Source organism: Streptomyces sp. NPDC088387 (assembly GCF_044753385.1).
GTDB lineage: Bacteria > Actinomycetota > Actinomycetes > Streptomycetales > Streptomycetaceae > Streptomyces.
On the sequence record NZ_JBIVNC010000001.1, the window covers coordinates 175,148 to 188,310 of the forward strand.

General features: G+C 69.8%; 10 protein-coding genes. 9 read left to right on the top strand and 1 reads right to left on the bottom strand.

From position 1 onward, the window contains the following. Nucleotides 1-65: 65 nt before the first annotated feature. The gene (gene polA / locus ACIQAC_RS00805) at nucleotides 66-2,792 is read right to left on the bottom strand and encodes a DNA polymerase I (protein WP_402185757.1); all 2,727 of its coding nucleotides are present in this window, start codon (nucleotides 2,790-2,792) and stop codon (nucleotides 66-68) included. Nucleotides 2,793-3,168: 376 nt separating this feature from the next. Here polA and ACIQAC_RS00810 point away from each other — a divergent pair, with 376 nt between their 5' ends. The 9 genes from ACIQAC_RS00810 to ACIQAC_RS00850 all read left to right on the top strand — a co-directional run bounded on the left by ACIQAC_RS00810 (nucleotide 3,169) and on the right by ACIQAC_RS00850 (nucleotide 13,128). After that, the gene (locus tag ACIQAC_RS00810) at nucleotides 3,169-5,448 is read left to right on the top strand and encodes an FdhF/YdeP family oxidoreductase (protein WP_402185759.1); all 2,280 of its coding nucleotides are present in this window, start codon (nucleotides 3,169-3,171) and stop codon (nucleotides 5,446-5,448) included. Nucleotides 5,449-5,512: 64 nt separating this feature from the next. Continuing rightward, nucleotides 5,513-6,001: a PaaI family thioesterase gene (locus ACIQAC_RS00815; protein ID WP_402185761.1), complete on the top strand. Its 489-nt coding sequence runs from the start codon at nucleotides 5,513-5,515 to the stop codon at nucleotides 5,999-6,001. Nucleotides 6,002-6,126: 125 nt separating this feature from the next. After that, nucleotides 6,127-6,543, top strand: coding sequence for a hypothetical protein (locus tag ACIQAC_RS00820; RefSeq protein ID WP_402185762.1), 417 nt, complete (start codon nucleotides 6,127-6,129; stop codon nucleotides 6,541-6,543). Beyond that, a complete protein-coding gene (locus ACIQAC_RS00825; RefSeq protein ID WP_402186916.1) occupies nucleotides 6,540-7,151 on the top strand; it encodes a Tat pathway signal sequence domain protein in 612 nt (203 codons plus the stop codon). Before ACIQAC_RS00820 ends, ACIQAC_RS00825 begins: the two co-directional genes overlap by 4 nt. A gap of 287 nt (nucleotides 7,152-7,438) precedes the next feature. Further along, a complete protein-coding gene (locus ACIQAC_RS00830; RefSeq protein WP_402185763.1) occupies nucleotides 7,439-8,668 on the top strand; it encodes a branched-chain amino acid ABC transporter substrate-binding protein in 1,230 nt (409 codons plus the stop codon). Between the two features lie 110 nt (nucleotides 8,669-8,778). Further along, a complete protein-coding gene (locus ACIQAC_RS00835) occupies nucleotides 8,779-9,711 on the top strand; it encodes a branched-chain amino acid ABC transporter permease (protein ID WP_402185764.1) in 933 nt (310 codons plus the stop codon). Nucleotides 9,712-9,718: 7 nt separating this feature from the next. Continuing rightward, nucleotides 9,719-11,545 carry a branched-chain amino acid ABC transporter permease gene (locus ACIQAC_RS00840; protein ID WP_402185765.1) on the top strand — a complete coding sequence of 609 codons (1,827 nt, stop codon included), beginning with the start codon at nucleotides 9,719-9,721 and terminating at the stop codon, nucleotides 11,543-11,545. Nucleotides 11,546-11,548: 3 nt separating this feature from the next. Further along, nucleotides 11,549-12,415, top strand: a complete 867-nt coding sequence (locus ACIQAC_RS00845) for an ABC transporter ATP-binding protein (protein ID WP_402185766.1) — start codon at nucleotides 11,549-11,551, stop codon at nucleotides 12,413-12,415. Next, nucleotides 12,412-13,128 (top strand): ABC transporter ATP-binding protein, encoded by a 717-nt coding sequence (locus ACIQAC_RS00850; RefSeq protein ID WP_402185768.1) that lies wholly within the window; start codon nucleotides 12,412-12,414, stop codon nucleotides 13,126-13,128. Before ACIQAC_RS00845 ends, ACIQAC_RS00850 begins: the two co-directional genes overlap by 4 nt. Nucleotides 13,129-13,163 lie beyond the last annotated feature (35 nt).

Below are 13,163 nucleotides of genomic sequence, written 5' to 3' on the forward strand. Positions count from 1 at the left end.
AGTCCAACGGTCGCCCCGCCCGGTCCGCGCCTTCCAGTGCGCCGGCCTTATAGTGCGCCGGCCCTCTAGTGCGCCGCCGACTCCCAGTCCGCACCCACTCCCACCGAGACGTCGAGCGGGGCCCGGAGGTGGACCGCGTTCGCCATCTCGTGGCGGACGATCTCCTCCGTGGCGGCCCGCTCGCCGGGGGCGATCTCCAGGACGATTTCGTCGTGGACCTGGAGGAGCATCCGGGACGCGAGGTCCGCCTCCCGCAGGGCCCGGTCGACGTTGAGCATGGCGATCTTGACGATGTCCGCCGCCGTGCCCTGGATCGGCGCGTTGAGGGCCATCCGCTCGGCCGCCTCGCGGCGCTGCCGGTTGTCGCTGTTGAGGTCGGGGAGGTAGCGGCGGCGCCCGAAGAGGGTCGCCGTGTAGCCCGTGGCCCGTGCCTCGTCGACGGCCCGGCGCAGATAGTCCCGTACACCGCCGAACCGCTCGAAGTAGGCGTCCATCAGCGCGCGGGCCTCCCCCGCGTCGATGTTCAGCTGCTGCGAGAGGCCGAACGCGGACAGACCGTAGGCGAGGCCGTACGACATGGCCTTGATCTTGCGGCGCATCTCGGCGTCGACCGCGGCGGGCTCGACCGCGAACACCTGTGAGGCGGCCGTGGTGTGCAGGTCCTCGCCGGTGGTGAAGGCCTCGATCAGGCCCGCGTCCTCGGAGAGGTGGGCCATCACCCGCAGTTCGATCTGGCTGTAGTCCGCGGTCATGAGGGACTCGAAGCCCTCGCCGACCACAAAGCCCCGGCGGATCGCGCGGCCCTCGTCGGTGCGGACCGGGATGTTCTGAAGGTTCGGGTCGGTGGACGACAGGCGGCCGGTCGCGGCGACCGTCTGGTTGAACGTGGTGTGGATGCGGCCGTCCGTCGCGACCGTCTTGATCAGGCCCTCGACAGTGACGCGCAGCTTCGCCTGCTCACGGTGGCGGAGCATGATGACCGGCAGTTCGTTGTCCGTCTGGTTGGCCAGCCAGGCCAGTGCGTCGGCGTCCGTGGTGTAGCCGGTCTTGGTCTTCTTCGTCTTGGGCAGCGCCAGCTCGCCGAAGAGCACCTCCTGGAGCTGCTTGGGCGAGCCGAGGTTGAACTCATGGCCCGCCGCCGCGTGCGCCTCCTTCACCGCCTGCTGCACGGCACCGGCGAACATCTGCTCCATGGCCTCCAGGTGGCTCCTGTCGGCGGCGATGCCGTGCCGCTCCAGGCGGGCCAGCAGCACGGACGTCGGCAGCTCCACGTCCCGCAGCAGATCGGCCGCGCCGACCTCCGCGAGCCGGCCCTCGAAGGCCTCGCCCAGGTCGAGGATGGCGCGGGCCTGCACCATCAGCGCCTCGGCCTCGGCGCCGTCGTCCGCGCCGAAGGCGAGCTGGCCGTCGGCAGCGGCGGCGGGCGCCAGCTCCCGGTGCAGATACTCCAGGGACAGCGCGTCCAGGTCGAAGGAGCGGCGGCCCGGCTTGACCAGGTACGCGGCCAACGCGGTGTCCATGCCGACGCCGGCGATGCTCCAGCCGTGCTCGGCGAAGACCCGCATGGCGCCCTTGGCGTTGTGGAACACCTTGGGCCGGTCCTGGTCGGCCAGCCAGGACGTGAACGCCTGCTCGTCGGCCTCGTCCAGCTGGGACGGGTCGAACCAGGCGGCCGGCCCGCCCGCCGTCGCCAGGGCGACCTCGGCGACCGAGCCGCTGCCCAGCGCCCAGGTGTCGACCGTGGCCACGCCGAGGGTCTCGTCCGCGTGCTCGGCGAGCCAGCCGGCCAGCTCGCCGGTGCCCAGCACACTGCCGTCCAGCTCCACACCCGCGGCGACGACCGGCGTCGACTCGGCCTCCTCGGAGCCGGGGTCGACGGCGAAGAGCCGCTCGCGCAGCGAGGGGTTTCTGATCTCCAGGGTGTCCAGCACCAGGGCGACGGCCTTGCGGTCGTACGGGGCGCGCTCCAGGTCGGTGACCGACCGCTCCAGCTCCACGGCCCGCTCCAGCTCGGTGAGCCGGCGGTTCAGCTTCACCGCGTCGAGGTGGTCGCGCAGATTCTGCCCGGCCTTGCCCTTGACCTCGTCGACGCGCTCGACGAGCTCCGTGAACGACCCGAACTGGTTGATCCACTTCGCGGCCGTCTTCTCGCCGACGCCCGGGATGCCGGGGAGGTTGTCGGACGGGTCGCCGCGCAGGGCGGCGAAGTCGGGGTACTGGGCGGGCGTCAGTCCGTACTTCTCGAAAACCTTCTCGGGGGTGAAGCGGGTCAGCTCGGAGACACCCTTGGTGGGATACAGCACCGTGGTGTGCTCGCTGACCAGCTGGAAGGAGTCCCGGTCGCCGGTGACGATCAGCACGTCGAAGCCCGCGGCCTCGGCCTGGGTCGCGAGCGTGGCGATGATGTCGTCCGCCTCGAAGCCGTCGACGGCGAAGCGCTGCGCGTGCATCGCGTCGAGCAGCTCGCCGATCAGCTCGACCTGGCCCTTGAACTCGTCCGGGGTCTTGGAGCGGTTCGCCTTGTACTCGGTGAACTCCTCGGAGCGCCAGGTCTTGCGCGAGACGTCGAAGGCCACCGCGAAGTGCGTGGGCTCCTCGTCGCGCAGCGTGTTGGCCAGCATCGACGCGAAGCCGTAGATCGCGTTCGTCGGCTGGCCCGTCGCGGTTGTGAAGTTCTCCGCGGGCAGCGCGAAGAACGCGCGGTAGGCCAGCGAGTGCCCGTCCATGAGCATCAGCCGCGGACGGCTCCCGCCGGGGGTGGTCTCGGTCTTCTTCGATGCTGTTTCTGCCACGACCCCGATCCTGCCACGCCGCACTGACAGTCGGCCCCGACCGGCGGATGCGCGCCGCGGCCCGCGGAGGGCGAACGCACCGCGAACCGCGCCCCCGGCGGACGGGCGGACGGCACTCCCCGCTCCCAGAGGCCGGGCGGACGGCCCTCCCCGCTCACGCAGCCCCGGGCGGACGACCTCCCCGCCCCCCAGATGCCGGGCCGGACAACCTCCCTGCCCCCAGACGCCGGGCGGACGGCCCTCCCCGCCCCCGGAGGCCGGCGCACCGCCCTCCCGCCTCACACGCACTTCCTACTCCCCTCCCGCCATCGTTGTCACAGGCGCGTGGGAGTATCGGAGATGTACTTGGCACACGCAGCGACTAGGAGAGCGTGCGATGGCGACAAAGCCGCCGAAGGCCGACCCCGTCCAGGACGCGCCGCAGGTCGCAGAGCCGAAGCACACCGCGGCGGGGCTTCCCGCGGTCGGCCACAGTCTGCGCATCGCCCAGCAGCAGATGGGCGTCCGGCGCACCGCGCTGACGCTGCTGCGCGTCAACCAGAAGGACGGCTTCGACTGCCCGGGCTGCGCCTGGCCGGAGCCGGACCACCGACACGCGGCGGAGTTCTGTGAGAACGGCGCGAAGGCGGTCGCCGAGGAGGCCACGCTGCGGCGGGTCACCCCGGAGTTCTTCGCCGCGCACCCGGTAGCCGACCTGGCCACCAGGAGTGGGTACTGGCTCGGCCAGCAGGGCCGGCTGACCCACCCCATGTACCTCCCCGAGGGCGGCGAGCACTACGAGCCGGTCGCGTGGGAGCGCGCGTTCGACATCATCGCCGAGGAGCTGTCGGCGCTCGGCTCCCCCGACGAGGCGCTGTTCTACACGTCGGGCCGTACGAGCAACGAGGCGGCGTTCCTATACCAGCTCTTCGCCCGCGAGTTCGGCACCAACAACCTGCCGGACTGCTCCAACATGTGCCACGAGTCGTCCGGTTCGGCGCTGGGCGAGACCATCGGCATCGGCAAGGGCAGCGTCCTGCTGGAGGACCTGTACCAGGCTGACCTGATCGTCGTCGCCGGCCAGAACCCGGGCACGAACCACCCGCGCATGCTGTCCGCCCTGGAGAAGGCCAAGGCCAACGGCGCGCGGATCATCAGCGTCAACCCGCTGCCCGAGGCGGGCCTGGAGCGCTTCAAGAACCCGCAGACCCCCAAGGGCCTCACCGCGGGCGCCTCGCTCACCGATCTGTTCCTCCAGATCCGCATCGGCGGCGACCAGGCCCTGTTCCGCCTCCTGAACAAGCTGATCCTGGAGACCGAGGGCGCGGTCGACGAGGAGTTCGTCCGCGAATACACCCACGGCTACGAGGAGTTCGTGAAGGCGGCCCGCGCGGCCGACTGGGACGAGACTCTCACCGCGACCGGCCTCACCCGCGCGGAGATCGAGCAGGCCCTGGACATGGTCCTGGCCTCGAAGCGCACGATCGTCTGCTGGGCGATGGGCCTGACCCAGCACAAGCACTCGGTGCCCACGATCCGCGAGGTCGTCAACTTCCTGCTGCTGCGCGGCAACATCGGCCGCCCGGGCGCGGGCGTGTGCCCGGTGCGCGGTCACTCCAACGTGCAGGGCGACCGCACCATGGGCATCTTCGAGCGCCCGGCGCCGGCCTTCCTGGACGCGCTGGAGAAGGAGTTCGGCTTCGCTCCCCCGCGCGAGCACGGCTACGACGTCGTACGGGCCATCCGCGCGATGCGCGACGGACAGGCGAAGTTCTTCTTCGCCATGGGCGGCAACTTCGTCTCCGCGTCCCCCGACACCGAGGTCACCGAGGCGGCCATGCGGCGCGCCCGGCTCACCGTGCACGTGTCGACGAAGCTCAACCGCAGCCACGCCGTCACCGGCGCGCGTGCCCTGATCCTGCCGACCCTGGGCCGCACGGAGCGCGATCTTCAGGGCAGCGGCGAGCAGTCCGTGACCGTGGAGGACTCCATGGGCATGGTGCACGCCTCGCGCGGCCGGCTGGCGCCGGCGAGCGCGCAGCTGCTGTCCGAGCCGGCGATCGTGGCCCGTCTCGCCCGGCGTGTCCTGGGCGCCGAGTCCCGCACTCCGTGGGAGGAGTTCGAGAAGGACTACGCCACGATCCGGGACCGCATCGCGCGCGTGGTCCCCGGTTTCGAGAACTTCAACGAGCGGGTCGCCCACCCCGGCGGCTTCGCCCTCCCGCACGCCCCGCGCGACGAGCGCCGCTTCCCGACCGCCACCGGCAAGGCCAACTTCACGGCCGCGCCGGTGGAGTACCCGGCGCTGCCCGAGGGCCGGCTGCTGTTGCAGACGCTGCGCTCGCACGACCAGTACAACACCACGATCTACGGCCTGGACGACCGCTACCGGGGGATCAAGAACGGCCGCCGGGTGGTGCTCGTGAACCCCGAGGACGCCCGTGAGCTGCACCTCGTGGACGGCTCGTACGTCGATCTGGTCGGCGAGTGGAAGGACGGCGTGGAGCGGCGGGCGCCCGGTTTCCGGGTGGTGCACTACCCGACGGCGCGCGGCTGTGCCGCCGCGTACTACCCCGAGACCAACGTCCTCGTGCCGCTCGACTCCACCGCGGACACCAGCAACACCCCGGCCAGCAAGTCCGTCGTGGTGCGTCTGGAACAATCGGGAACCGACTGAGCGTTTGCTCAGGCACCGCGACGAGCGCGGACGCTGACCGGATCGACGAACGGAGTCGGGCCCCATGGGCGAGCAGCAGCAAGTGAAGTTCCCGCAAGAGGTCATCGACGAGTACGCGGCGCTCGGCGTCGACCTGCCCGCCCTGTTCTCCGCGGGACACCTGGGCACGCGCATGGGCGTACAGATCGTGGAGGCGTCGGCGGAGCGCGTCGTCGGCACCATGCCGGTCGAGGGCAACACCCAGCCCTACGGCCTGCTGCACGGCGGCGCGTCGGCGGTGCTGGCCGAGACCCTCGGCTCGGTCGGCTCCATGCTGCACGGCGGCAGCACCAAGATCGCCGTCGGCGTCGACCTGAACTGCACCCACCACCGCGGCGCCCGCTCGGGCCTGGTGACCGGCGTGGCCACCCCGGTGCACCGGGGCCGCTCGACGGCGACGTACGAGATCGTGATCACCGACGAGTCCGACCGCCGCGTCTGCACGGCCCGCCTGACCTGCCTGCTCCGCGATGTGAACCCGGGAGACGCGGAGCGGGTCCGCACAACGGGCTGACGCGGAGCGGGCCCGCACGACGCGCGCCAAGCCCACCGCCCCGCGCCGGCCGAGCGCCGCGAAGGGGCCGCCCCGCGTCCCAACGGCCCGTTGCCCCCCGGCACCCCGCCCCTTAGCGTCGAGGCATGGGAACGGGGCCGGGTGCGGCGGCGGGAAGACCCCTTCGGTCGGTGGGGGTCGGGCTGGTACTGGCGGCCTGCGCGCTGCTCACCGGATGCGCCGATCCGCAGCCCCGGGCCGCACCGTCGGCCGCGGACACCGTCACACCCGCCCCGCACACCACCCCGCCCGCCGAAGTGTGCGCCCGGATCATCGGGCACTGGTCACGCAAGGTGCTGGACGACAACACCTACGGCGACTACCAGTCGATGGGCCTGTCCAACGGACAGTACGAGATCCTGATGAACGTCGTGGACGCCGCGCGGGCCGAGCAGCGGCGTGCAGGCCGCGCCTCCGCGGAGCAGTTGATCGACCGTCAGGCGGACGAGCGCTGCACGGAGCGATACCGCGACGGCAACCCCAGTGCGGGGCCGTGGAGTTGAGCGGCGTCGGCCCCGTGGAGCCGGGCGAGGGCACCCACCAGTGGGAGGCGCCGCCCGAGAGGGGCCCCGCGCACGGGCCCGCCGGGCGGCTCCGGCCCCGGCAACGCCGCCGAATCCTCGCGGGCGCGGCCGCCACCGGCCTCGTGATCGCCGCCGGTTACCTCTACGCCACCCGCCCCGAGCCGCCCCCGGCGCCCGAACCCCCGTACCCCTCCCAGGTGGTGGGCCTGCACTACACCGGCACCCACGACACGGCGGCCCGCGCCGGGAGCTTCGTCTTCTCGGTGGACGTCACCGCGCGTTCCGGACCCGACGTCACCGTGGTGCGCATCGGCCAGCCGTACGCCGGTCTTTCCCTGACGTCCATTCCTCGGGCGCCATTCCGCACAACCACCGGAATCCCCCGCAAGATCACTATCAGTATGAAGGTCACCGATTGCGGAAAAGTGCCGCGGAATGTCGTGCTCCCTTTCCTTGACGTAACGCTACGTAATGCGCGCGCAATAGAAGCACACAGTTTCATCCTGGGTGAGCACTATGCGCAGGACCTCGCGGATGCCCTGCAAGTAGCCTGCGGCAACGAGTTCGCGACATCACCAAATAGCTAAAACACTACTGATAGCGGGCGGCTGGTCCTGCGCGTCTCAACATGCGGACAGGGCGAATCGGCTGGAATTCCGCGCATCCGCCCGGCGCGTACCGCTCTGCATTACGTCGTGTCATAACAAGAGAGTCACAGCCTTCGTCAGACACTCCTACACGTTCCCTACACCCGCTTAGAGTCACGGCCAGTCACCGCGCCGTCGGATTCGACGTCAACCGGCGTCCCTTTCGGACCCAGCGCTCGACTCGGCGTCTTCCACCGGGAAGATCCGCGCCAGGGAAAGGACTGATCGTGCGTCAACGTTCGCTCATCGCCATCACCGCCGCGCTGGCGGCGGGAGCGCTCACCCTCACCGCCTGCGGTTCGCGGGACGAGGACGGCGGCTCGGACTCCAGCGGCGGTGGCACCACCGTCGTCATCGGCGTCGACGCCCCGCTGACCGGCGACCTGTCCGCGCTGGGACTGGGCATCAAGAACTCCGTCGACCTGGCCGTCAAGACGGCCAACAAGGACAAGGTCGTCGACGGGGTCACCTTCAAGATCGAAGCCCTCGACGACCAGGCCCAGCCCTCCTCCGGCCAGCAGAACGCGACCAAGTTCGTCGCCGACAACGAAGTACTCGGAGTCGTCGGCCCGCTGAACTCCTCCGTCGCCGAGTCGATGCAGAAGGTCTTCGACGACGCCAACCTCGTCGAGGTCTCCCCCGCCAACACCAACCCCGCCCTGACCCAGGGTCCGGACTGGCAGACCTCCAAGGCCAGGCCGTACAAGTCGTACTTCCGCACCGCGACCACGGACGCCATCCAGGGCCCGTTCGCCGCGCAGTACGTCTTCAACGACGCCAAGAAGAAGAAGGTCTTCGTCATCGACGACAAGAAGACCTACGGTGCCGGCCTCGCCGCCACCTTCTCCGCGGAGTTCGAGAAGCTCGGCGGCGAGATCGTCGGCACCGAGCACATCGACCCCGACACCAAGGACTTCTCGGCCGTCGCCACCAAGGTCAAGAGCACCGGCGCCGACGTCGTCTACTACGGCGGCGAGTACCCGCAGGCCGGCCCGCTCAGCAAGCAGATCAAGGCCGCGGGCGCCAAGATCCCGCTCGTCGGCGGTGACGGCATCTACAGCGCCGACTTCATCACTCTGGCCGGCGCGGGCGGCACCGGCGACCTCGCCACCTCCGTCGGCGCCCCCGTCGAGACGCTCCCCTCCGCCAAGGAGTTCGTCGCCAACTACAAGGCCGAGGGCTACAAGGAGGCCTACGAGGCCTACGGCGGCTACTCCTACGACTCGGCCTGGGCGATCATCGAAGCCGTCAAGAAGGTCGTCGAGGACAACAACGGCGAACTCCCGGACGACGCCCGCGAGAAGGTCACCGCCGCCATGCAGAACGTCACGTTCGACGGCGTGACCGGCACGGTCGCCTTCGACGAGTACGGCGACGCCACCAACAAGCAGCTCACCGTCTACTCGGTCAAGGACGGCGACTGGGCCGCCGCCAAGTCCGGCACCTACGAGGGCTGACCCACCCGCACCCACCAACGAGCCGCGCGGGGCGCCGCACCACTGGCGCCCCGCGCGGACTCGCATCCGGTCACTTCCCTCGCATCAACGACCCTCTCGGAGGACTTGCGGTGAACGAACTGCCGCAGCAGCTGGTCAACGGCCTGCTCCTGGGATCCATGTACGGGCTGGTCGCCATCGGCTACACGATGGTCTATGGCATCGTCCAGCTCATCAACTTCGCCCACGGTGAGATCTTCATGATGGGCGGCTTCGGCGCCCTCACGGTCTACCTGTACGTGCTGCCCGACGGCACGTCGCTGTGGGTCGCGCTGCCACTCATGCTGATCGGCGGCGTCCTCGTCGCCGTCCTGGTCGCCGTAGGAGCGGAACGGTTCGCCTACCGTCCGCTGCGCACCGCGCCACGGCTGGCACCGCTCATCACCGCCATCGGCCTCTCCCTGGCGCTCCAGCAGGCCATCTGGGCCTGGTACCCCGACGCGCGATCCGCGATCACCTTCCCGCAGATCCACGGCGGACCCTTCGAGATCGGCAACGTCACCATCCAGACCGGCGACATCTTCCTGCTGAGCGCGGCCCCCATCAGCATGGCCATCCTCGCGTTCTTCGTCATGAAGACCCGCACCGGACGCGGCATGCAGGCCACCGCCCAGGACCCCGACACCGCCAAACTCATGGGCATCAACACCGACCGCATCATCGTGGTCGCCTTCGCCCTCGGCGCCACGTTCGCCGCCGTCGGAGCCGTCGCCTACGGCCTCAAGTACGGCGAAGTCCAATTCCGCATGGGCTTCATCCTCGGCCTCAAGGCCTTCACCGCCGCCGTCCTCGGCGGCATCGGCAACATCTACGGCGCCATGCTCGGCGGCCTGGTCCTCGGCGTCGCCGAAGCCCTCTCCACCGCCTACATCTCCGACATCCCGGGGATGGAACAGTTCGGCAGCCAGTCCTGGGCCAACGTCTGGGCGTTCGTACTCCTCATCCTCGTGCTCCTCTTCAGGCCACAGGGCCTGCTCGGCGAGCGCGTCGCGGACAGGGCGTGATCCTCCGATGACCACACAGACCACTGCACCCGAGACCCCCCGCAAGGTCAACGCCGGCAAGCACGCCGGACTCATCGGGATCCCGCCCCAGCTCGGCCGCGCCCTCGCCACCGGCGGCGGCGTCCTCACCGTCGTCTCCACCTTCCTTGCCTGGACCTGGACCGCCGACTTCCCCGGCGACCTCACCGTCTACGGCTACCCCGGTGGACTCCAGGTCCTCGTCCTCATCGGCGGCGCACTCACCACCCTCTTCGGCCTCGCCTCCTACGGCGTCAAAGGCCTGCGCTGGCTCACCCCCGCGGGCGCCGACGGCGCACTGAAGGTCGCCGCACTCGGCGCCTTCGCCACCGCCTGGTACACGATCATCGCCATCAGCGCCCAGCTCGGCGGCCTGGTCAACCTCGAACCCGGCGCCTACATCGTCGCCCTCGCCACCCTCGCCGCCGTCCTCGGCTCCCTCGCCCTCCCCTTCCAGTGGCCCGACCCGGAACAGGCCGACCCCGAGGACACCGGCTGGGAGCAGTTCCGCCAGAAGCTGCGCGGCATCCGCTCCGTCATCAAGGGCTCCCTCGCCGGCGGCACCTCGACACCCGCGCGCACACTGCCCGGCTACGCCGAGATCCTCATCATCGTCGCCACGCTCGCCCTCGGCCTGATCGTCTTCACCTACGGCATCGGCACCGAGTACGACGAACTCTTCGTCGGCTTCCTCATCACCGCCGGATTCGGCTTCGCCGCCGCCGCCAAGGCAGGACTCGTCGGCCGCATCTCCGCCCTCACCGGCAAGCACCGCAACGTCACGATGATCGGCGCCTTCGTCGCCGCGGCAGCCTTCCCCTTCACCCAGAGCGACGACCAGTACGCGACCATCGGCGTCTACATCCTGATCTTCGCCACCGTCGCCCTCGGCCTGAACATCGTCGTCGGCCTCGCCGGCCTCCTCGACCTCGGATACGTCGCCTTCCTCGGCGTCGGCGCCTACACCGCGGCCATGGTCTCCGGCTCCCCCTCCTCGCCGTTCGACATCCACCTGCCGTTCTGGCTCTCCGCCATCCTCGGCGCCGCCGTCGCCATGATCTTCGGCGTCATCATCGGCGCACCCACCCTGCGGCTGCGCGGCGACTACCTCGCCATCGTCACCCTCGGCTTCGGAGAGATCTTCCGCATCACCGTCCTCAACATGGACGGCACCTCAGGACCCGACATCACCAACGGCTCCAACGGCATCTCCTCGATCCCGAACCTCAACATCCTCGGATTCGACTTCGGCGAGGAACACACCTTCGGCGGCTTCACCATCGCGCGGTTCGCCAACTACTTCCTGCTGATGCTCCTCATCACGCTGGTCGTCGTCATCGTCTTCCGCCGCAGCAGCGACAGCCGCATCGGCCGCGCCTGGATCGCCATCCGCGAGGACGAGACAGCCGCCCTCGCCATGGGCATCAACGGCTTCCGCGTCAAGCTCATCGCCTTCGCCCTCGGCGCCGCACTCGCCGGCCTCGCAGGCACCGTCCAGGCACACGTGACCTACACCGTCACACCCGAGCAGTACCAGTTCGCCCACGTCGTCCCACCGAACTCCGCCTTCCTGCTCGCGGCCGTCGTCCTCGGCGGCATGGGCACCATCAGCGGACCCCTCGTAGGCGCCGCACTGCTCTACCTCATCCCCGCCAAGCTCCAGTTCCTCGGCGACTACCAGCTCTTCGCCTTCGGACTCGCGCTCGTCCTGCTGATGCGCTTCCGCCCGGAAGGCCTCATCCCCAACCGGCGACGCCAGCTCGAATTCCACGAAGAGACGGAAGCACCCACAGTCCTCGGCAAGGCAGGGGCCTGACCCATGACAACCGACACCATCACCACCGGCCAGGCCGTCCTCGACGCCCGCGGCGTGACCATGCGCTTCGGCGGCCTCACCGCCGTACGAGACGTCGACCTCCAGGTCAACAGCGGCGAGATCGTCGGCCTCATCGGCCCCAACGGCGCCGGCAAGACCACCTTCTTCAACTGCCTCACCGGGCTCTACATCCCCACCGAGGGCGAAGTCCGCTACAAGGGCACCGTCCTGCCGCCCAAGTCCTTCAAGGTCACGGCAGCCGGCATCGCCCGCACCTTCCAGAACATCCGCCTGTTCTCCAACATGACGGTCCTGGAAAACGTCCTCGTCGGCCGCCACACCCGCACCAAGGAAGGCCTCTGGTCCGCCCTCCTGCGCGGCCCCGGCTTCCACCGCGCCGAGAAGAGCTCCCGCGAACGCGCCATGGAACTCCTCGAGTTCGTCGGACTCGCGAGCAAGGCCGAACACCTCGCCCGCAACCTCCCCTACGGCGAACAGCGCAAGCTCGAGATCGCGCGAGCCCTCGCCAGCGAACCCGGCCTCCTCCTGCTCGACGAGCCCACCGCCGGCATGAACCCGCAGGAGACCCGCGCCACCGAGGAACTCGTCTTCGCCATCCGCGACCAGGGCATCGCCGTCCTCGTCATCGAGCACGACATGCGGTTCATCTTCAACCTCTGCGACCGCGTCGCCGTCCTCGTCCAGGGCGAGAAACTCGTCGAGGGCGACAGCGCCACCGTCCAGGGCGACGAACGCGTCATCGCCGCCTACCTCGGCGAACCCTTCGAAGACGCACCCGGCGCCGCCGAGGTCGCCGAGGTCGAGGCCGCCGAAGCACAGGCCACGCCGGGCAAGGAGAACGACCGATGACCGCACTCCTCGAAGTCGAAGACCTCCGGGTCGCCTACGGCAAGATCGAAGCCGTCAAGGGCATCTCGTTCAAGGTCGAGGCCGGCGAGGTCGTCACCCTCATCGGCACCAACGGCGCCGGCAAGACCACGACCCTGCGCACCCTGTCCGGCCTGCTCAGGCCGGCCGGCGGCCACATCAAGTTCGGCGGGCGATCCCTCAGGAAGATCCCCGCCCACCAGATCGTCTCCCTCGGACTCGCCCACTCCCCCGAGGGCCGGCACATCTTCCCCCGCATGACGATCGAGGACAACCTGCGGCTGGGAGCCTTCCTCCGCAACGACAAACCCAAGATCGAGAAGGACATCCAGCGCGCCTACGACCTCTTCCCCATCCTCGGGGAACGCAGGAAGCAGGCCGCCGGCACCCTCTCCGGCGGCGAACAGCAGATGCTCGCGATGGGCCGGGCCCTCATGTCCCAGCCCAAGCTCCTCATGCTGGACGAGCCGTCCATGGGCCTGTCCCCGATCATGATGCAGAAGATCATGTCGACGATCGCCGAACTCAAGTCCCAGGGCACGACGATCCTGCTCGTCGAACAGAACGCCCAGGCCGCGCTCTCCCTGGCCGACCACGGCCACGTCATGGAGGTCGGCAGCATCGTCCTGTCCGGCAGCGGGCAGGACCTCCTGCACGACGAGTCGGTCCGCAAGGCGTACCTCGGCGAGGACTGACCAGCACTGCACGCTACGACGAGGCCCGCGTCCCC

Bases quoted from the DNA above. Each gene is read 5' to 3' on its own strand.
- ACIQAC_RS00810 (WP_402185759.1), top strand. From the start codon at position 3,169: ATGGCGACAAAGCCGCCGAAGGCCGACCCCGTCCAGGACGCGCCGCAG.
- ACIQAC_RS00840 (WP_402185765.1), top strand. From the start codon at position 9,719: ATGACCACACAGACCACTGCACCCGAGACCCCCCGCAAGGTCAACGCC.
- ACIQAC_RS00845 (WP_402185766.1), top strand. From the start codon at position 11,549: ATGACAACCGACACCATCACCACCGGCCAGGCCGTCCTCGACGCCCGC.
- ACIQAC_RS00815 (WP_402185761.1), top strand. From the start codon at position 5,513: ATGGGCGAGCAGCAGCAAGTGAAGTTCCCGCAAGAGGTCATCGACGAG.
- ACIQAC_RS00820 (WP_402185762.1), top strand. From the start codon at position 6,127: ATGGGAACGGGGCCGGGTGCGGCGGCGGGAAGACCCCTTCGGTCGGTG.
- ACIQAC_RS00850 (WP_402185768.1), top strand. From the start codon at position 12,412: ATGACCGCACTCCTCGAAGTCGAAGACCTCCGGGTCGCCTACGGCAAG.